Here is a 20,364-nt window from a genome sequence, read left to right on the forward strand (position 1 = left end):
CCTGTTACTTCAAGCTCTCCGACAGCTGCGTGAAGATCACGCCGAGCGCGTGCGCGCCCGCATCCGGATACCCGATGCTGCGTTCGCCGACCGTACCCGCGCGTCCCATGCGCGCCACGATCTCCTCCGTCTTCTTGGCTCCCGCCACAGCCGCTTCCGCGCCTTTGGCAAAGGCCGTTTTGACGTCGTCTCCGGCAGCGGCGCTTGCCGTCCAGGCATCCGCGCACGGGACCAGCGCGTCGATCAGCGTCTTGTCGCCGACAACCGCCCCGCGTCCGAACGAACGCTCGCCGGTCGACTGAATGCCCGCTACCGCAGCCTGCAGCAGCTCGGCGAAACCGGCTACGTCAAGTTCCGTCTTCTCGCCCGCCGAACGTCCGGCCGCGCGGAACGCGGAACCCCAGATCGGTCCGGAAGCGCCGCCGCAGTATTCCATGATGACGAGCGAGCACTCGTTCAGGAAACCGCCGATCGAAGGATCGTCATGCGACAGAATTTCTTTCCATTCGCGCTTGAGCTGCTTGAAGCCTTTGGCGACGCTCATGCCGAAGTCGCCGTCGCCGGCCTGCGAATCCAGTTCGCAGAACGGGATTTCGTTCTCGATGATGATCTCGCTCATCTTGTCGATCACGTACACGACATTGTCGCGGGTAATCGTGCCGCCCGATACCTGCGCATACTCGGCCGGCGTTTCAACCGTAAACGAAGCGGAAGCCGTGACATCGTCCGCGCCGGAGCGGCGCAGTTCTTCGTAAGCCGGCTGCACGACCGGGCCCGATACTTTGAACGCCGGCGTATCGCTTTCGCGCGACAGCAGTCCCTTGAGTTCGTCGTCGAGCTTCATGAACGTGACCGAGATGCCGGCCATGTCGATGCTCGTCATGTAGTTGCCGACGAACGTCCGGTTGATCTTGATCTTCTTCTCCGTCAATTCGCGCGTTACCGCGTGGTTGAACAGATACAGCTCCTGCAGCGGCGTCGAACCGAAGCCGTTGACCAGCAGCGCGATTTCTTCGCCTTCGGCGCCTTCAAGCTTCATGTCGCGCAGCAGATCCTTGACCGTATGCGCAGCCAATTCGTCGGCCGTCGCCATTTTCTCGCGGCGGATCCCCGGTTCGCCGTGGATGCCCACGCCGTATTCGATCTCGTCTTCGCCGAGTTTAAACGTAGGGGTTCCTTTCGCCGGCACGGTGCATGACGTCAGGGCAAAGCCGATACTGCGTACGTTCGCCGCGGCTTTCTCCGCCGCCGCTTTGACTTCGGCCAGGCTGCGGCCTTCTTCGGCTGCGGCGCCCGCGATCTTGTGTACGAGCACGGTGCCCGCCACGCCGCGGCGTCCTACCGTATAGAGGCTGTCTTCGACCGCGATATCGTCGTCGACACGGACGTAATCGACTTCGATGCCGTCTTCGGATGCCAGATGGGAAGCGTTCTTGAAGTTCATGATATCGCCGCTGTAATTTTTGATGATCAGCAGCGTGCCTTTGGTGCTTGCGGTCGACTTGATCGCCTGATAGATCTGGATCTGGGACGGCGAAGCGAATACGTCGCCGCAGACCGCCGCATCGAGCATGCCTTTGCCGACAAAGCCGGCGTGCGCCGGTTCGTGGCCGCTGCCTCCGCCGCTGATCAGGGTCACTTTGTTTGCGTTCAGTTCTTTTTTCTTGATGACCTTATATTTCTGCAGGAATTCCAGCTCGGGATGCGCAAGGACGAGTCCGCTGCACATCTCCATGACGAGGTCTTCGGGTTTGTTGATGACTTTTTTCAAAAGGCTTACCTCCTAATTGGTCGAACTTGCCGGGCTTGTCCCCGACGGCTTGAGAACTTACAGGCCTCTGGCCGCTTTGTACGCGCTGCCGAGCCGATCGGCGGTCTGAACGGCCGCAGCTACCTGCTCTACCGTAACCGGGAAAGGCATGGCGTGAATCGACTCTTCCGGAATGCAGGCTTTCTCCGCGATTTCCAGCAGCTGTTCGCGGGTGATCGACTTCACGCCGATATCCGCCAGGCAGACCGGCAGACCGACATCCAGGCAGAAGTCCATAACCTGGTTGAGTTCTTCGGTCGGCGCGTTTTCCAGGACCAGTTGGGCAATCGTGCCGAACGCCACTTTTTCGCCGTGGAAGTAATGGTGCGCTTCTTCAAGGATGGTCAGACCGTCATGGATCGCATGCGCGCCGGCCAGGCCGCCGCTTTCGAAACCGAGTCCCGACAGCAGGATATTCGTTTCGACGATATTTTCAAGCGCCTGGGTGACCACGTTATTGTCGCAGGCCGCTTTGGCTTTGACGCCGTCTTTGAGCAGCATTTCGTAGCACAGCGTGGCCAGCGCCATCGCCGCGTTCGTGCCGATCGCAGGAGCCGCTTTGCCTTCCCGGACGCCGCTTGGCAGACCGGCGTTGACTTTCGAATACGAGCGGGAAGTCGCGCGGGCTTCGAAGTACGTGGACAGCGCGTCGCCCATGCCGGATACGAGGAATCTCGTCGGCGCGTTGGCGATGACGGTCGTGTCGACCAGAACCACGCTCGGGCTCTGCTTGAAGTACGCGTAGTCGTCAAAAGCGCCTTCCGGCGTGTACAGCACGGCCGAGTGGCTGGTCGGCGCGTCGGTCGCGGCGATCGTCGGACAGATAATCAGCGCTTCGCCCTGGGCCACGCATTTGGCGGCGTCGATGGCTTTGCCTCCGCCGAGACCGATGACGCAGTCACAGTTGTTCTCTTCGGCGATCGCCTGCAGACGAGCGACTTCCTGACGCGAACACTCGCCCATGAAACCGCTCTCAACGAACGAGATTCCGAACTTCTCCGCCGTCGCATCCAGCTTGTCTTTGACTCTTGCCGCGTCGTCCGGGTGCGCGATCAGCAGTGCCGATTTGCCGAACGAGCCGACAAAGTAACCCAGGTTGAGCAGTTCATTTTCGCCTTGCACATATTTCGACGGACTGATAAAAGCTTTTCTCACCTTAAATCCCTCCAGATAGTAGTAGTATGATCATCGGTTTGCAGCCGCGGCAGGATATCAAAATACGATTAAAACTGCGAGTTAGCTGCGATTGCGCATCCTGATGCCGCTTTCTTTCATCATAATCTACAATTTTAAGGTTTACATTGCACTTTTAAAACAATATATTATAATCTGCAATCGTAATTTGATGTCCTATCGGGTAAAGTTGCACCTTTTTGTCATCGCTTACATGCTTTTATGCGTTTATGTATGTACTCAAAATCCCATTTTCGAAAGAAGGAGCTGCCATGACCGGCGAACTTCTCAGTATCCAGACCGTGTTCGACCTCGAAAAGTGGGAACGCCTCCAGGATTCGCTCGCCTCCGTCACCAAACTCGCCATCTTGACCGTCGATTACAAAGGAAATGCCGTCACGCGGCACAGCGCCTGCCAATCGTTCTGCAACGCGGTTCGCCAGGACGAAGACCTGCTCCCCTACTGTCAGAAATGCGACTCCCGCGGCGGACTGGAAGCGGTGCGCTCGAACAAACCGTACATTTACCTCTGCCATTACAATATTATCGACATCGCCGTGCCTGTCATGATCGACGGCCAATACATCGGCGCCGTTATGGCGGGGCAGGTACGCTTGTCCGATCACGCCGGTTCGACCGAACTCGAGCAGATCCTGACTTCCAAGAACAAGAAACTGTACAGCGAGAAATGGGAAAAACTCAAAGACCATTACGCCGATCTTCCGGTGATGTCGTATCAGGAGATCGTGACGATCTCGAATATGCTCTCGCTGCTGTGCAGCTATATCGTGGAAGAAGCGACGAACAAGAACCGGATCGCGGAGATCTTCGACAAAGCGTCGGGCAGCGGTACCCTGCCGAGCTTGTCCGAGCTGCTGCCGGGCTATACGCTGCGCCATCCGGAAAATGCCCGCCGCGACGCGGCCCGACTGCTCGCCGATGCGACGCTTGGCGCGGCCTCCGGCGGAAGCGAACGCTCCGATCATCCCGTTCTTCAGCCAGCGCTGGATTATCTGTTTGCGCACAAGAACGAATCGGTGCCGCTGAAGAAAATGGCCGAACTCTGTCACATCAGTCCGAGCTATTTCAGCCGTCTGTTCGCCAAGGAGATCGGGGAAAGTTATTCGGGATACGCCGCCCGGCTGAAGATTGTCTGGGCCCGGCAGCTGCTGGAGCAGACGGATCTTCCGGTCTCGCAGATCAGCGCGGAACTGGGCTTCAATGAACCGGGCTATTTTATCAAAACGTTCAAAAAGTACGAAAACGCGACACCTGCGGTTTATCGGAAGTATTATCGGAAATAAGCTAGGACCCTTCCGATTTCATGCAGATGAAACAGCAGTAAGGGAAGCCGGCCGTGTGGAAAACAGCGGTTCAGCGTGGAAACACAATGCACTCCTGCACTGAAGCGGCTTCGCGAAAAATCATTTGAAGCGCTTACAATTTTGTGGTAGACTATCCCTGCGAACAGGAACGTGACCTTTTTTCGGGCGTAACCTAAGCTGATGCCTTGTGCATCGGTTTAGGTTTTTTTTTGCCCGGGGACGTATACCGAACGTCGAATCGGGCGCTCCTTCCGCGACCATCCCACTACATGTTCCAAGGAGGAGAAACATCGATGACCTACAGAAAATGGGGAGCCCTGCTCCTATGTCCCGTTCTGGCGGCCGGACTGTTCGGCGCCTCCGTACCGATGCCTGCTTACGCGGCGGCGCCCTCAGCGCCGGTTTCCAACGATGCCGGCCCATCCCAATCCGGCGTATTCCGTCCGCAGACGCTCCAGTCGACGCCTTTCGGCCGTGTACAAGGATTCCGCGACGAATCCAACCGGGCCCTGGTCTGGCAGGGGATTCCGTATGCAGACCCGACTTCCGGTACGCAGCGTTGGAAAGCGCCGTCCGACCCGCAGCCGTGGAGCGGCGTGCTTGACGCGACCAAGCCCGGCAACATCGCGATTCAGGCGTCCGGCAGTTCGACTGCAGGCACGGAGGACGCGCTTAATCTCGATATCTATCGTCCTGACAATGCGCAGGGCAAACTGCCGGTCATCGTGTACATTCACGGAGGCAACAACCAGACCGGCAAATCGACCGAGATCACCGGCAGTTCGATGGTCAATGGCACGAACGCGATCTTCGTCTCCGTCAATTACCGACTCGGACCGCTCGGCTTCAATCCGCTTCCGGCGCTTAAGACCGGCACCGACGAAGAAAATTCCGGCAATTACGGACTGCTTGACATCGCCAAATCGCTGGATTGGGTCAAAGCCAATATCGGACAATTCGGCGGCGACGCGGATAACGTAACCGTGGCCGGCTTCTCGGCCGGCGGACGCGATGTAATGGCGATGCTGATCTCTCCGCTGTTTGAAGGCAAATTCGACAAAGCGATCTCCTTCAGCGGCGGCATGACGATTGCGGACGAAGACGCCAGCGCCAAGACGTTCGCCAAAGCGATCGCGCCGCTTGCCGTCGCCGACGGCAAAAAAGCGACCGAGTCCGAAGCCTACGACTGGCTGCTCACGACCGGCGCCGATGTGCGCGACTATCTCTATTCCCTCCCCGCAGACAAATTGTCCCGGCTGATGGGCAATGCCGGTATCCGCATGAGCGTATTCCCGCATCTGTACGGAGACGGAACGGTTCTGCCGCGCGAAGGCTTCGATACGAAACACTACAACGACGTCCCGCTGCTGATGCTTACCGGCGCGCAGGAGTTTTCGCTGTTCGGACGCTCCGATCCGTATTTTGCCGACTCTGTAAACGACGGCACGATCGACACGGACCCGAATATCATTGCCAAATATAACTTTATCAACAAATACGGAGGCGAGCTGTACAGCCTGTTCAACGTTCAGGAATCCGCGCAAAAAATGTTCAACCGCTACAAAGCCGATATTTACGGCATGCAGATCGATTTCGGCCGCGACGCCTATACGGTTGGCCGCGGCATGGGCCTGCTGGGCGCGTTCCACGGCGTCTTCGTTCCGCTGCTGTCGCCGGATAATGCCAACTACGATTCGGCGGTCGGCAGCGCGTACGACCTGCCCGGCGCCGTCGCTCTCGGTCAAACGTTCCGCGCCTATATTTCGAATTTCGTCCGTGACGGCAATCCGAACGGGGCGGGCCTAACCCCGTGGAAGCCCTGGACACCGCAGAACGCGCTGAACGGCGAATCCATGCTGATTCTCGATGCCAACCGGCGTTCGGCCGTTTCCTACCTCTCCGCACCGGCGTTCACGTACGATCAGGTGATTGCCGCCATGCGCGCCGACCGCACCATCTCCGAAACCGACAAAGCCGATCTGATCGCCAAAGTACTGAGCGGCCGCTGGTTCAGCGGCCGGCTGGATCAAAGCTTCGGCACTCCGTCGATGTGGGTGCAGCAAGAGTGACGGTTTGACGCAGCAATTAGACGCAGAAGAAAAAACCCGAATGAATCGCAAAGATTCATCCGGGTTTTTCTGTCTGACGGGTGCCCAGCGCGCCGAAGCGGTTGCCCGCGTCTCCGGCCGGTCTGTCACTTTTGCGGAAGTTCCGGCCGATACGCTGCGCGCGCAATTCGATGCCCTGGGCGTTCCTCCGGTCGCGGCAGGAGCCCTGATCGACATTCTGCACGACTTCGCCGGCGGAAGATTCGACATCGTGACCGGGGATGCCGAGAAGCTGTCCGGCCGCGTCCCGTCATTCTTCGCCATTTCACGGACATTCCGCGAAATTCGGTATCGAACGATGTTCGCTTGCAGCCTTTTCTTTTGTTCGGGTACGGTTCCGCCGGACTTCAACCGCGCGAAAATCGGCGGTTTGAACCGTGCCGCATTCCATAGGCCTTCGGCTCTCCGTTTAGACAATCGCTGCCGCACTTGCCTGCACGGTTTCCAGCCAGCGCCGCGCCAGCAGGCCGTGTCCGGCCGTCGTCGGATGGACGCCGTCCCAGATCCAGTACGAAGCCGGCGCATCCCTGCATGCGTCGTCGAAAGCGTCCTGCAGCGGCACGAAGACCGCGCCGAATTCGTCCGCCAGCCGCCGGACGGCCGAAGCGCAGGCATCCGCCGCCGCTTTCCAGGCGGCCCAATCGAAATCCGTATGTCCGCCCGGCAGGATAAACGGCTCGCACAGCACCAGACGGACAGCTGGCAGTTCGCGGCGGGTCCGCTCAAGCAGCCGGCGATAGTCCGCTTCATAACCCGCCGGGGCGAATCCGCCGGGTTGGGCGATCGACGTCAGAATATCGTTGACGCCGACCAGAATACTGATCGTATCCGGCTGCAGATCAATCGCGTCTTCGGTCCAACGAGATTCGAGATCGCTGGCCCGATTGCCGCTGATGCCGCGGTTGACGAACTCCGGTTGCTGCGGCGCCAGCGCCAATCCGCGCTCCGCCGCAATCCAGAAAACATAGCCGTGTCCGAGAATATGGTTCGGGTCCGCATCTCTCCCCCGGTTTCCGTCGGTAATGGAATCGCCCTGGAACAAAATTTTTCGCGCCGGCTGTGGACTCCCCTGTCCCTCTTTCTGCTCCCGGCTGCCCTGCGATACTTCGGCCATTCCACTTCTCCCCTTCTTCAAAAACGTTTCAAATCATGCTGTACGTATTCGGCGCAGCGTTTGAATTTCCTGCATGCCCAGGCCGGACAGGCGCTCTGCTTTCCCTTGAGAAGAACTGCGGCAGCGTCAAAAAGGCCCGCTGACGGAGGCTGGTTTCCCGTCAGCGAACCGATTCCGGCCTGGGTATGATTCCCGCAATTCCCGTCATCCCGAACGGGGATATGCCTGGGAGATCCACATCGGTTACTTCGCTTCATTCAATGCGCGCAGCAGGCCGCGAATCTCGCCTTCGGAAGGCACATCCGCCAGCCAGGCGCGCAGATGCTCGCGGTGGCGCTCAATCGCTTCCGGCCGGCTGCAGCCACGCTGTATTCAATAACCGATCTTGATCGACTGTCCTTCCACCGCAATCCCCGGCGACAATTGGAGCAGCAGCCGCTGGTCTTCGGAGAAACCGATCGTTTCGCCGTCCATCAGCGTCGCGCCGCAGTCCACGATATATCCCGTCACGCGGAAAGTAAGCTCAAAGACGTCGACCAGATCATGGCTGGAACGCAGCACTTCGATTTCTTCGTGGCCGAAATTGCGCAGTCCCACCGTATAGGAGGATACCCCCTGCTCTTCCTCGTACAATCCTACGAATACCCACAGCTGTACCGGAAGTTCGCCTTCCTTGAGCAGCATCGCGTTGCGTACATAGGCTTCCGTCGGCATAACCATGGGAGACCGGTACAGGGCAAGCGCATGTTCCTGCTTCAGCAAACTGCACAGAACCTGGGTGAACAACACATGGCCGACGAGCGGGTCCGTGACGCCGGATACCGATACCGCGACATGCGCCCGATACCCTTTGATTTGCTTCGCGGCTTCGGACCACAGCGGATTGACATCGCAGCGTTCTTCCACTTCGCTCTCGGGCAGCGGCTCCGTTACCAGTTCGCACGATACCCGCAGTCCTTCCGCCGTGAACAGCATTTTCCCTTCTTCGGGCAGCGCATCGGCTTCGATCTCCCAATCGTTCTTCATATTGCGGATAAAACGCGGAAAGTCGCATTCCGGTTCGCGCAGCAGTACAAAAGCACGCAGCGTGCTTCCGGACTCGTTCGGCCATTCGCGGCGTTGTGTGCGTGTTCGTTCTTCTCCGGGACGTTCGAACAATTCCATCTCCAGCTCTCCTTTGGATCCGTATTTTTATTTGGGCTATCCGAAATGTATAAATATGTAGGGTCGAATCTATAATTACCCCAACACGGGCAATACTTAGCCTTTGTAGACGGAACTCCTGCCGAAGACTCATTCCCTGCAAAAAGAACCGGGAAAAGAAGGAACAAACCGGGTACAGGGTATCAAAAACCCAACCCGCATAAACGCGTTAAAGCGAAAAATCACCTAAATGGGCTCGCCGGCTATCGGGAACAACGTACCGGGCGTCGAACCCCTAAATGTGAAGGAAACTTTTCCGCCGCCCTGCCGTCATCTCCGTATACAAAAAAAGGCTTCCGCTCGCTCCCTTTGCGGGAACAAACAGAAGCCCGGGATGATACCGACCGGATCAATGAGGCAATCCGGGTTCCATTCGCCCTTCTCCCCATACGGTAAAAGCCGTTCAGGAGCGGACAGGTACAACGCGGTACGAAGCCGTCCCCAAAGAATCTTCTTCCGTGCCCTGACGTTCGATCGTCCATCCGATCGAGAGGACCGGAGCCAACCGGTCGCGTTCTTCCGGCGTCAGTTCCGCCGAGACGCCTTCGATCCCTTCGCCCCGTTCGATTTCCGGAGTTCGTCCGAATACGATCCGGATCCACGTGTTTATGCCGCCAAGCGTATTGTATTTGATCCGGTAACCTGCGGTAACCGCCTGCTCGAACAGTTCGGGCTGTTCGGCCTGGAGCACCCGCAGCGGTTCGAAGCTCGAGATGGCTTCTTCTTGGGGCTCCGGCAGAGTCCCTTCCGCCGTCCGGCGCAGAATCTCTTCATCCGTAAGCCCAAGTGCGCGGACGCTCTCCAATACGATCGCATCCCACTGCGACAATCTGACCCGTTCGGCCGTTTCTGTCATCTTCGTTCTCCTCCCCGGGTCGCGCAGCCTGCTGCGGCGCGCCGTTTCTGCTTACACTTTACCGCAAAGAAGCGCCGCTTGTACAGTGATACGAAACCCCGCGGACGGCATTGTCCGGATCGTTGAGGTTTGGACGATTTTTGATGCTATAATGAAACACGACTCGTCCTTAGGGCGAAAACCCGATCGAAAGAAGCTGAGACCCCCGATGATTGTCCGGATTCTGCTTGATGTCGTGCTGCCCGTATTTGTCTTGATCGCCGCCGGTTCCGTAATGCAGCGGCTGTTTCGGCTCGATCTGTATACCTTGTCCAAGATCAACTTTTATTATATTACGCCGGCCGTCGTGTTCATGAGCCTGTATCGGTCGAATATTTCGATCGAACTGCTGGGCGGCGTGGCCTTGTTCTACAGCCTCTATGTCGGGATGCTCTACCTGCTGTCTTTTGTCCTTACCCGGTCCCTGAAATATTCCAGCGGAATGAAAGCCGCTTTTACCAACAGCGTGCTGCTGGACAATTCCGGCAACTACGGGCTTCCGATCAATCAGCTGGTTTTTGCCGCATCGCCGCTCGCCGCATCGATCCAGGCGCTCATCATGTCGTTTCAAAGCCTGCTGACTTTCACTTACGGCGTCCTTTCGATTCAGGGAGCGAAACTGAGCGGCAATTACCGCAGCGTAATCATCGGCTTTTTGAAAATGCCCGTCCCTTATGCGCTCGTACTCGGCTTTCTGTGTCATGCTCTCGCCGTGCCCCTGCCGAATTTCGTCACGCAGCCGCTCGGCTATATCCAGAATTCGATGGTCGCGGTCGCTCTGCTGACGCTGGGAGCGCAAATCGTCAAATATCCGCTGCGGCTCGGACGTTCCTCGATCTACTTCAGCATGATTCTGCGGCTCATGATCGCTCCGGTCATCGGCTATCTGCTCATTCTCCTGCTCGGCATCGAGGGAGTGCCCGCCCAGGCTCTGCTGATCGCATCGGGAATGCCGACCGGCGTAAACTCGTCGATCCTGGCCGAAGAATATGACAACGAGCCCGACTTTGCCGCACAGACCGTACTGGTCTCGACGCTGCTTAATATCGCGACAGTCACCGTCTTGATTACGGTTGCGCAGGGACTGTAACCGGTACGCCCACGTTTTCCTTGTCGCCAACGCAAAAATCCCGCAGCACCGGAAAAGTTCCGGGTTACGCTGCGGGATTTTTGCGTTAAAAACCTTTTATATCCGGAAAGCCGTCGTCTTGTCCAGCAGTCTGCCGGTCATCCGGTTCAGCTCTTCCGAGGACGTCGAGAGTTCTTCCATAATCGCCGTTTCTTCATGGATCGAACTGGCGATCCGTTTGGCTTCTTCGGCGAACGAGGCGGCACGCTCGCTGATCTCGCCCGCATGCCGGTGCGCCTGGTCGACACGGCCGGTCTGCTGCGAAATCATGAGTTCGATACTGCGGACGGCATCGACCATCCCGTATACCGCTCCTTCCAGGCCTACAAGCTGTCCTTCCACCGCTCCGGTATGTCCCGACTCCTGCGCGACCCGTTCGCTCTGCTGCTGGATCAGCAGCACCGTATCGCGAACCTGATCCTGGATTCGCCGGATCCGCTCGCCGATCTGTCCGACCGAATCGGCGCTTTGTTCGGACAGCTTGCGAATTTCCTGGGCGACGACGGCAAAGCCCGTTCCGTGTTCGCCGGCCCGTGCCGCTTCAATCGAAGCGTTCAAAGCCAGCAGATGCGTCTGCTCGGCAATATCCCGGATCGAGCGGTTGATGATCTCGATATCCGCGGCCTCGCGTTCCAGCTTTCCTACCATTTCCTGCGAACGGACACTCGACTCGGCCAGCTCGCCGATCCCTTCGCGCAAAGCCAGGAAAATATCGCGGGTCGAACGCACCGAACCTTCCATGCTCCCGGACAATCCGATCATCTCTTCCGAGCTGCCCTGCATCCCGCGGAACGCTTCAAGCATCTCGTCGGCGTTGCGGCGGGAATTCTCGGTGGCATGCTGCTGCCGTTCGACGCCTTCGTGAATCCGGTCGACCCCTCCGGAGATCTCTTCGATCTGCTCGGCCGCCTCGGAGATCGCGCTGCTCATCATCCGCACATTTTCGGACGTGACTCCCGCACCCGACGCAATATCTTCGACCATATCGCGCAGGCTCCCCACCATTTGACGAAAAGCGTCATTCAGCACGGTAATCTCGTCCTGCGCGTTTCGCGTCGGAACGTCTACGGCGAGATTGCCGCCCGATACTTCGCGCGCGGTATCCGCCAGCCGTACAATAGGCCTCGTCAGAAGTCTGGAGACAAACCAACCGAGAATGCCGCTCCAGAGAACCCCCAGCAGCAAAATAATGCTCATATACAGCCAATCGGCCATCGAACGGGCAATATAAGGTTTCAAGAAGAAAATAAAAAACGCGCTTGTTGCATAAGTAACCCCGGAAATAGCGATAAATCCGGCCACCATCTTTTTCCCCAAATTCAGTTTCATCTGCGCGGTCCCCCACCTTTTCGATTCCGGTATGTTCCTTGCACACCCAGAGTCGGTTTTCCCATACGTACCAGCTTAACCTGAGTCGATTATCCCACATTGAACAGGCATATTGAACCCTTTGAGCAAAAGAAAAAGACTCTTTCCCGAAGGAAAAAGTCTTTGGGGCTTTTCCATTTTACCGTTTGTCGTGCCAAAAATTTACGGGAGTCGTATTCTGGCCGATGACTTCGAACGTAAATCCTTCGCTCTTCAGCGTTTTCAAGACTTCGGGCAGAACTTGGAGCGTCGCCTTCTGATCGTGCATCAAGACGACAGGGACGGTGCCCTGCTTTTCAAGCGTATCGATCTGGTCGAGAATACTGCGCACGACTTTGGCGTGATCCGTCTGGTATTTCCAGTCTTCGGAATCGACGTTCCAGTCCCACAAGCGGAACCCCGAAGACAGCACCTTATCGCGATAAGCCTGCTTGAAATAAGGCTTGCTGCCGTAAGGGGTACGAATCAGCGTCGTTTTGACGCCGGCCGCCTTGTACAGCATCTCGCTATCCTGCTTCATTTCCGCCAGCGCGGATGCCGGGGAAGCGTAAAACTTGTCTTTGACATGAGTCATGCCGTGCAGACCCGCCGCATTGCCGGAATCGACCAGACGTTTGACGGATTTCGGATAAGACGCGACATTCGGTCCAAGCATGAAAAAGGTGCCTTTGGCTTCATACTTCTGCAGAATATCGAGCAGTTCGTTCGTATGGGCGGTCGGACCGTCGTCAAAAGTCAGATAGATCGGCTTCGCGGAGACCGGTTTGACGGTCTGCGGCTTCTCTTCCGTCTTGCCGCGGTCTTGGCTTTTCAGTACCGCCCGGTTCCGGTCGACGAAACTTTGCAGGCTGAGCAGCTGTTTGCCGCTCGTAATCCGCACCAGCGGCACGCTGGAATCGTACGCGATCCCGAAGTTGAACGTTCCTTTGAGCAGAGAGACGGGAATCATCGTGCGGCCCGCACTGACATAGGTCTTGAGCGCAACGGTCTTGGATCCGCTGACCGCCTGCTGCTTGCCCGGAACGATCACGATACTGTGCTTGCTGCCCTCCAAGACAATCCTCTCGGTCGTTCCGCCTACCTTGAGGTGCAGCTGCTGTGAAGTTTCGCGCAGAGGCACGTACAAGGAACCTGCGTTGATCTCCGCCTTGATCCCGGTAAGCTCGTCGTTGTACCCAACTGGAACCTGTTTTGCGCCGGCCGCTTCCGTCCGCGGCGCCGCTGCCAGCAGCAGCACGGCGATCAGGGCGACCAGGCCTCCTTTTTTCCATACATTCCGCCAATCGAACTTTTCCATCTCCACTAACCTCCGTTTTTTTCCGGTGGGACGGTCCAATCCTGTCTGTCGACAGCCGCCGCTCCGGATACTACGGAATTTTCATACGGGTACCGCCCTGCTTAAGCCCGGTTCCAACTCCTGCCTTCCAGTATAGGGATAAGAGAGAAACGATGTCTTTACACCGCGGTTAAAAAAAGTTACAGATTATTAGAATTTCCGCGTTTTTTCGCTATAGCAATAAATAGTCGAATAGTCCTACCTATTTATCGAGCTAGCATTGCGATTTCCTATTCACGATTGAAAATAATTTTCCGAAATATCTAATAGACACAAGTTAGACACTTGATAAAACGAAAACGAAGACCACCGGCCGCTCGTAACCCCGGCACGCAAACCCGCATTTTCCTTGCTTTCATTCTTTTCATTCTTAAATTCATATGTAAAAAAAGATTTAAGGAAAAATTAATGAACATTTTGTGAAAATGTGATATTGTAAATTTACATTCATAAAGAGGTGACCCAACATGCCAATGCAAAACCGTGTCCAAGAACTGAGAGAACTGCTTCCGTCGGAACATAAGGGTATTTCGTACTACGTGGAGCATGCCTTCCAGTCGATCGACCAACTCGTAGAGAAACACCGCTGCGACAACGCCGCCCTTGCCATTTACGGAGACCGGATTAACGGAAACGAAGAACGCGTCTATTTCGATACAGTCTCGCAGATCAAAGCCGAACTGCTGCAAACTTTGGAAAAAACCGTACAGGACGCTCTTCATACCGGAGACAAGCACTGGAGCAAGCATTATAAAGACGGGATCAAAGGCTGATTATTATACACAGGCGTCTCCGTCGTTTACCGGAAAAAGAGACCTGATTTCCAACCTTGTCGTTGGAACTTGGGTCTCTTTTGTTTGTTTGTCCGCATCCGGTTACGACAAATGTCAAAAATTTAAGAATTCCGACGAAATGCCAAATCGGGACGGAACCCGCCAATCTTCCCGGGACTTTTTACCCTTAAAGCAAAAAAACGCGGAGCCCTTAGGCTCCGCGTTCTGTTGTATGCTCGTCTTCTTCGGATGGGGCTGCGAACAAGGCGGCGGGCGGAACAGGGCGGCTGAAGTAGTAGCCCTGAAACTCCAAACACCGCTGCCCGGTCAGAATCGCCAGCTGGCCTTCGGTCTCGATCCCTTCGGCAATCACGTCCATTCCCAGGCTGTACGCCATGGCGATGATCGTCGTGACGATCGCCCGTTCGCTTCCGCTTTCTTCCAGCTTCATGACGAAAGAACGATCGATTTTGAGACGGCTGATCGGCAGCGTACTCAAATAACTGAGCGAGCTGTAACCGGTGCCGAAATCGTCGAGACTCAGACGGATCCCAAGGCGGCTCAGACGGTTCATAATCCCGATCGAAGCCGCAGCGTCCATCATCATGCTTTCCGTAATTTCAAGTTCCAGGTATTTCGCTTCGAGACCCGTCTCCACCAGTATGCGTTCGACTTCGAATTCCAGATCGGGCTGGTGAAACTGCTGCATGGACAGATTGACCGAGACCGGGACCCGGGCCCGGCCTTCGTCGTGCCAGGATTTGGCCTGCCGGCAGGCTTCTCTGAGTACCCAGCGTCCGATATCCATAATCAGTCCCGTTTCTTCCGCAATCGGCACGAATCTGCCTGGCGGAACCATGCCGCGCACCGGATGGTGCCAGCGCAGCAGCGCTTCCATGCCGATCAGCTCGCGGCCGGGCATCCGGTACTGCGGCTGGTAATAGACTTCCAGCTCGCCGCGTTCGATGGCTTTGCGCAGATCGGCTTCGATCTCGATCTTGAACAGCAGTTCTTCGTCAAGATCCGCCGAGTAGAACCGATGCCCGTTTTTACCGCCTCGTTTGACTTCATACATGGCGGAATCGGCATTCTTGATCAGCTCTTCCCGGCTCTCCCCATGTTCCGGATACAAAGCGATCCCGATACTTGCGCTGACGTAGAAATCGTTGTCTTTGAGCGTATACGGAATCTGGATAATCGAGACGATCCGCTGCGCAAGGCGGGCCACTTCCTCGACCGACGAGAACGAATGAACCATCAGGGCGAATTCGTCTCCGCCCATCCGCGACAGCGAAGCTTTGTCCGCATCGATCACTTCCGCGATCCGCTGCGCGACTTTTTGCAGAAACGCATCGCCGTAAGCGTGGCCGAGCGAATCGTTGATCATTTTGAATCGGTCGATATCGAGCACCATGACAGCCAGCCGTCCGCTTCCCTGCAGCTCTTCGATCTTCTCGTGCACGATCGAATCGAACTGCCGCCGGTTGGGCAGACTCGTCAGCTCGTCGTGATAGGCCAGATGCTCGATTTGCGCCTGCGCTTTTTTCTGCTGGCTGATATCGCGGACGATAATATGCGTGCCGGTCATTTCGTTGTCCAAATTGACGGGCACGCTTACGACGCCCAAATGAATCGGCTGCCCGTTCGGATGCAGAATCCGCGTCTCGTACGCGAGCGCCTTGGATCGAAAAGCTTCTCCATGCCGAATCTGCGCTTCGCGATAAGATTCCGTATCGAAAAACCGCTGCAGCACCGCGACCGGCCGCCCCACGAAGTCTTCCCTTTTCGATCCGGTCATTTCCAGGGCGGCCGTGTTGAGATCGATAATCTCGCCCGACGTGCTGATGGTGATGATCCCGTCGACGTTGTTCTCATACAGCGCCCGGTACCATTTTTCCTGCCTGCGGATCATTTTGTCTTTTTGAGTCAGACGGCCGTTGATAAATGCCCCGTAGATGGTGACCGCAATCAGCAGCAGACTGCTCAATGCAATAATCAGCGCCAGGGTATGCGTGTCGACCCGGTCGCTGCCGATCGCGGAAGCCTGGTGCTCATGCACGTGGAAATGTGCCGCCGCCATTCCGGTATAGTGCATGCCGGCGATTGCCGCGCCCATAATCAAAGAACTCGCCCATTTGTAGAGGGTACGGCTGCCTTCTTCCCGGAGCCTGCGCATAAGGCCCAGCGCCGCCATCGAAGCGGTAATGGCGATGACCACCGACAACGTAACGAGTTTCGGATCATAGCTGATCTTCATCGCCATCGCGGCCATGCCCGTATAATGCATATCGACCACGCCCGAAGCGAGCAGCAGTCCGCCGACGAGCAGCGGCCTCAGTGTCAGCCGGCTTCGGGTAACGGTCCAAAGCGCAATAAAGGATACGAATACCGGCACGACCATGGATACGATCACCAGCGGGATATTGTAGGTCATCGGCATCGGCAGCTGCAAAGCAAGCATCCCGACAAAATGCATGGACCAGATGCCGATCCCCATCGATCCGGCCCCGCCGGCCAGCAAGAAAGCACGCAGGCGTCCGTGGGCCAGATGAATTCTTCCCGACAGATTCAGGGCCGAATAGGAGGCGAGAACCGAAACGATGCAGGAGACAAGCACTAATCCCAAGTTGTAAGAGCCCTGTACGGTTTCCATGTGCTCCTCCTTTCCGACTCATAGTTAGAGAGTATATCGGCAGAAACCGGCTTTCCCGACAGAAAAATCCCAAAAAATTGTCCGGTCGTTCCCGCGGTCAACCTTCCTCTTCCAAAAAAAGCCGGAGCTCGGTATAAATGTCCACAATTTCCCTCAGCGGCATACGCACTAGCCCGCTGGACGAAGGCGCGACAAAATCGATCACTCCGTCGACGGCGGACTCTTTCTGGAAGCCCCAGGCCGCCCGTTTGCGGCCGGTAAATTCGGTATATACGCCTTTGCCCACGTAACAGGCGACTTGGGGCAGGCAGTTCGCCAGCTTGCCGCGCAGGATCTCGCGGCCTTCCCTGTATTCCTCCCGGCCGATGTCGTCGATCCCCCGCGTCGGACGGGCCACGATATTCGTGAAGCCATAACCGAGCTTCAGCAGCTCGCCGTCTTCTTCGGGGCCATAGCGCCTTGGAGTCAGGCCCGAGTCTTCAAGAATCCGCCAGAACCGGTTGCGCGGATTCGCGTAATGATGCCCGGTCTCCCCCGAACGCAGGCTGGGATTGAAGCCGATAAACAGAACGGACAGTCCGCTGTCCAGATGATCGTGGATTTCCGGCATGGGATCGGATTCCTTCCTTCTTCGGCTTGGATACGAACGCCGAGGCTCGCTTTACAAGTCCTTATTTTAGCGGTAACGTAAATAAAGTTACTTCAAATATTTATTAATGGAAACGCATTTCATTATACAAGGAGTCGATTCTATGCACCAGCCGAATCCATACGGCCAGGAACCCGCGGATCCGATCGTTCGATCCGCCCCGAAAGTCCTTATCGTCACGGCCGTCGAAGCGGAACGCCTGGCGGTTCTCGAAGGGCTCGCGGACGATCCCCGCTTCGACGTGATCGCCGCCGGCGTCGGCACGGCGGCAGCGGCGGCAGGTACAGCCGCCGCCCTCGCGCGCGGACACTACCTGCGCGCGGTCAGTGCCGGCATCGCCGGAGGCTTCGCCGGCACGGCGGAGATCGGCTCGCTTGTTGTCGCGAGCCGCATGGTTGCGGCCGACCTGGGCTCGGACAGCCCAGACGGCTTTATTTCCGTGGACGAGCTGGGCTTCGGCTCGTCCGTGATTCCGGCCGAGTCCGACGTCTCGGCCGCTTTGGCCGGCGCGCTGCGCGGCGCCGGCCTCGAGGCGCGCCTCGGCCCGGTGCTGACGGTCGCGACGGCGACCGGTACGCTTGAGGGCGCGCAGGCGCTGGCCGCGCGCGTGCCCGGCGCGGCGGCCGAAGGCATGGAAGGCTTCGGCGTCGCGGAGGCCGCCCGGCAGTTCGGGCTGCCCGCGCTGGAGCTGCGGGCAATCTCGAACGCGGTCGGTCCCCGCGACCGCGGCGCCTGGAAGATCGGCGAAGCGCTGGGTGCGCTTCGCACGGCAAGTTCACTATTACCGGAGGTGTTTTTCGCTTGAAGATCGCATTTTCCCCCTGTCCCAACGATACATTCGTGTTTCATGCCCTGGCGCACGGCCTGATCGAAGGCGCACCGGAACTTGAAGTCACTTATGCCGATATCGATATCACCAACAACTGGGCCGCCGCAGGCGAAGGTCCGGAAGTCATGAAGATTTCCTATGCCGCCCTGCCCTGGATTCTGAAGGAGTACTCGCTGATTCCGTGCGGCGGAGCGCTCGGCCGCGGCTGCGGACCGCTTGTGCTGACCCAAGGCTCCGCCGCGCCCGGCGACCTGTCCGGCAAGCGTATTGCCGTACCGAGCGAGCGCTCGACCGCCTACCTGCTGTTCCGCTTATGGGCGGCTCAGGCCATTCCGGGCGGGATCGGCGAAGTCGTGGTCATGCCGTTCGACAAGATTATGCCGGCCGTACAGAGCGGCGAGATCGATGCGGGCCTCGTGATTCACGAAGCGCGCTTCACTTACCAGAATTACGGCCTGCACAAGCTCGCCGATCTGGGCGACTGGTGGGAAAGCGACACCGGACTTCCGATTCCGCTCGGCGCGATTATCGCCAAACGAGGCAGCGTCGATGCCCGCTCCGTCACGCGGTGGGTGCGCGCTTCCGTCGAATACGCCTGGGCCCATCCCGAAGCCTCGCGCGCTTATGTGCTGGAGCACGCGCAGGAGATGGATTCGGCCGTCGCCGATTCGCATATCGCACTCTATGTCAACGAATTCACCGCGGATCTGGGCGAAGACGGCTATGCGGCGATCCGTTCGCTGCTGGTCCGCGCCGCCCGCGAAGGCCTGGTGCCTTCTTTTGACGAGAAGCTGCTTGAACCGGGCGATTAAGGCCGATTCATCCTTATAAGAACTCGCTCCATGCCAACCGATAAAGACGCCCGACTTCACTAAGAAAAGTCGGGCGTCTTTATTCTTGTCGCGAATTGCAGATCGTTTCGAAATGAAAAGATACTTCCCCTGCCCAAGAATAAAACTTTTTTTGAGGAAGTTATCAAGTTCTGTAGCCGCCGCGTTCGTTTACGGGTAACAATAATCATTGCTGGCGTATACATAGGCTTTATTCAAGTTCAACGGTAAAGCGAGGTTATGCGATTGTTCACCCTTATCACGGCAAAGCTGATGCGCCTCCTGCCCAATCGGGCCAAAAAGCGGCCTATGCTCCCTTTTGAGCCGGTGAAAAAGAAAAAAGAGAGGCAGGTCGACACATCCGTAAAACCTGCGGATCTCTCTCTCTACTATCCCCTGCAAGCCGAAGCGAAGAAGTTTCCGGTTTACGTGAATTTTCATGGTGGAGCTTTTATCATGCATGAAAAAGAAATGGATGATCCCTACTGCCGCTACCTGGCCAACCGGACCGGCTGCGTGGTCGTGAACGTGGATTATGCAAAAGCACCCGAGCATCCTTTTCCAAAACCGCTTGAACAAATCTACGAAGTGTTTCGGTGGCTGAAGCAAAACGCCGACGATTTGAATATCGACGCGGCGAAAATGATGGTCGGCGGACAAAGTTCAGGCGGCAATCTGGCTGCTGCTCTCTGTCTGCATCTGGAAGAAAAAAAGGAGCGGCAGCCGCTGCTGCAGGTGCTGTCCTGCCCGATGCTGGATTTTGCTACGCCGTATGCGGATAAACCGGAAACGGATAAATGGCGTGCCCGATATCCCCAGGTCGCCCATTTTCTGAACCTGTGCTACGTACCGGGCAAAGGCCAGGCGGAGCATCCTCTCGCTTCTCCGGTTCGCGCCGCTCTAAGCGGCCGATTGGCTTCCGCCCTTATTCTCATCGCGGAGGACGATGCATTCAGACCGGAAGCGGAATATTATGCGAAGAAACTGACAGAAGCCGGAGTCGAGGTTGAGTCGAAAATATTCAAAGACTGCAAACATTCTTTTACACATTTCGGTCCAAAAGAAAAAGCGGAAGAAGCCTGGAAAATGGTCGCATCCGCCATCAGGGAAGCGGCAGGAAGATCGACCTAAGGCGCATAGCGGCTTGGCGTAAGAATGAAACCCATTTT

At 57.1% G+C, this 20,364-nt stretch carries 16 protein-coding genes; 7 read left to right on the forward strand and 9 right to left on the reverse strand.

The window, feature by feature from the left end; translation table 11 throughout:
- Nucleotides 1-4 precede the first annotated feature (4 nt).
- Together dhaK and HOP44_RS12100 are read right to left on the reverse strand one after the other, a co-directional pair.
- Nucleotides 5-1,771 (reverse strand): dihydroxyacetone kinase subunit DhaK, encoded by a 1,767-nt coding sequence (gene dhaK / locus HOP44_RS12095; protein WP_172253663.1) that lies wholly within the window; start codon nucleotides 1,769-1,771, stop codon nucleotides 5-7.
- A 57-nt stretch (nucleotides 1,772-1,828) separates the two neighbouring features.
- Complete coding sequence (locus HOP44_RS12100; protein ID WP_172253665.1) at nucleotides 1,829-2,965, reverse strand: glycerol dehydrogenase; 1,137 nt, start codon at nucleotides 2,963-2,965, stop codon at nucleotides 1,829-1,831.
- A 290-nt stretch (nucleotides 2,966-3,255) separates the two neighbouring features.
- On the opposite strand from HOP44_RS12100, the gene HOP44_RS12105 reads away from it, so the two are divergent.
- Both HOP44_RS12105 and HOP44_RS12110 read left to right on the forward strand, forming a co-directional pair.
- Nucleotides 3,256-4,287, forward strand: a complete 1,032-nt coding sequence (locus tag HOP44_RS12105) for a PocR ligand-binding domain-containing protein (RefSeq protein ID WP_172253667.1) — start codon at nucleotides 3,256-3,258, stop codon at nucleotides 4,285-4,287.
- Between the two features lie 314 nt (nucleotides 4,288-4,601).
- A complete protein-coding gene (locus tag HOP44_RS12110; protein ID WP_172253669.1) occupies nucleotides 4,602-6,377 on the forward strand; it encodes a carboxylesterase family protein in 1,776 nt (591 codons plus the stop codon).
- Nucleotides 6,378-6,825: 448 nt separating this feature from the next.
- Here the strand turns inward: HOP44_RS12110 and HOP44_RS12115 are convergent, their stop codons facing one another.
- The 3 genes from HOP44_RS12115 to HOP44_RS12125 all read right to left on the reverse strand — a co-directional run bounded on the left by HOP44_RS12115 (nucleotide 6,826) and on the right by HOP44_RS12125 (nucleotide 9,589).
- The gene (locus tag HOP44_RS12115; RefSeq protein ID WP_172253671.1) at nucleotides 6,826-7,530 is read right to left on the reverse strand and encodes an SGNH/GDSL hydrolase family protein; all 705 of its coding nucleotides are present in this window, start codon (nucleotides 7,528-7,530) and stop codon (nucleotides 6,826-6,828) included.
- A 372-nt stretch (nucleotides 7,531-7,902) separates the two neighbouring features.
- Nucleotides 7,903-8,694, reverse strand: a complete 792-nt coding sequence (locus HOP44_RS12120; RefSeq protein WP_172253673.1) for a DUF4261 domain-containing protein — start codon at nucleotides 8,692-8,694, stop codon at nucleotides 7,903-7,905.
- A 442-nt stretch (nucleotides 8,695-9,136) separates the two neighbouring features.
- Nucleotides 9,137-9,589: a hypothetical protein gene (locus tag HOP44_RS12125; protein ID WP_181286071.1), complete on the reverse strand. Its 453-nt coding sequence runs from the start codon at nucleotides 9,587-9,589 to the stop codon at nucleotides 9,137-9,139.
- A 208-nt stretch (nucleotides 9,590-9,797) separates the two neighbouring features.
- On the opposite strand from HOP44_RS12125, the gene HOP44_RS12130 reads away from it, so the two are divergent.
- Nucleotides 9,798-10,718, forward strand: coding sequence for an AEC family transporter (locus HOP44_RS12130; protein ID WP_172253675.1), 921 nt, complete (start codon nucleotides 9,798-9,800; stop codon nucleotides 10,716-10,718).
- A gap of 96 nt (nucleotides 10,719-10,814) precedes the next feature.
- Here the strand turns inward: HOP44_RS12130 and HOP44_RS12135 are convergent, their stop codons facing one another.
- Both HOP44_RS12135 and HOP44_RS12140 read right to left on the reverse strand, forming a co-directional pair.
- Entirely contained in the window at nucleotides 10,815-12,086 is a 1,272-nt protein-coding gene (locus HOP44_RS12135; protein ID WP_172253677.1) for a methyl-accepting chemotaxis protein, read from the reverse strand.
- A 178-nt stretch (nucleotides 12,087-12,264) separates the two neighbouring features.
- Nucleotides 12,265-13,422 carry a polysaccharide deacetylase family protein gene (locus tag HOP44_RS12140; RefSeq protein WP_246369770.1) on the reverse strand — a complete coding sequence of 386 codons (1,158 nt, stop codon included), beginning with the start codon at nucleotides 13,420-13,422 and terminating at the stop codon, nucleotides 12,265-12,267.
- A gap of 506 nt (nucleotides 13,423-13,928) precedes the next feature.
- On the opposite strand from HOP44_RS12140, the gene HOP44_RS12145 reads away from it, so the two are divergent.
- On the forward strand, nucleotides 13,929-14,234 hold the full coding sequence (locus HOP44_RS12145) for a hypothetical protein (RefSeq protein ID WP_172253679.1): 306 nt from the start codon (nucleotides 13,929-13,931) through the stop codon (nucleotides 14,232-14,234).
- A gap of 211 nt (nucleotides 14,235-14,445) precedes the next feature.
- On the opposite strand, the gene HOP44_RS12150 is transcribed toward HOP44_RS12145, so the two are convergent.
- Nucleotides 14,446-16,887, reverse strand: a complete 2,442-nt coding sequence (locus HOP44_RS12150; RefSeq protein ID WP_172253681.1) for an EAL domain-containing protein — start codon at nucleotides 16,885-16,887, stop codon at nucleotides 14,446-14,448.
- 97 nt (nucleotides 16,888-16,984) lie between these two features.
- Nucleotides 16,985-17,497, reverse strand: a complete 513-nt coding sequence (locus HOP44_RS12155) for a mismatch-specific DNA-glycosylase (RefSeq protein ID WP_172253683.1) — start codon at nucleotides 17,495-17,497, stop codon at nucleotides 16,985-16,987.
- 142 nt (nucleotides 17,498-17,639) lie between these two features.
- Here HOP44_RS12155 and HOP44_RS12160 point away from each other — a divergent pair, with 142 nt between their 5' ends.
- The 3 genes from HOP44_RS12160 to HOP44_RS12170 all read left to right on the forward strand — a co-directional run bounded on the left by HOP44_RS12160 (nucleotide 17,640) and on the right by HOP44_RS12170 (nucleotide 20,326).
- Nucleotides 17,640-18,341: a futalosine hydrolase gene (locus HOP44_RS12160; protein WP_172253685.1), complete on the forward strand. Its 702-nt coding sequence runs from the start codon at nucleotides 17,640-17,642 to the stop codon at nucleotides 18,339-18,341.
- A complete protein-coding gene (locus HOP44_RS12165) occupies nucleotides 18,338-19,177 on the forward strand; it encodes a 1,4-dihydroxy-6-naphtoate synthase (RefSeq protein WP_172253687.1) in 840 nt (279 codons plus the stop codon). Before HOP44_RS12160 ends, HOP44_RS12165 begins: the two co-directional genes overlap by 4 nt.
- Before the next feature lie 327 nt (nucleotides 19,178-19,504).
- Nucleotides 19,505-20,326, forward strand: coding sequence for an alpha/beta hydrolase (locus tag HOP44_RS12170; protein ID WP_246369790.1), 822 nt, complete (start codon nucleotides 19,505-19,507; stop codon nucleotides 20,324-20,326).
- Nucleotides 20,327-20,364: the final 38 nt, after the last annotated feature.

The organism is Saccharibacillus deserti (genome assembly GCF_013618475.1).
GTDB classification, from domain to species: domain Bacteria; phylum Bacillota; class Bacilli; order Paenibacillales; family Paenibacillaceae; genus Saccharibacillus; species Saccharibacillus deserti.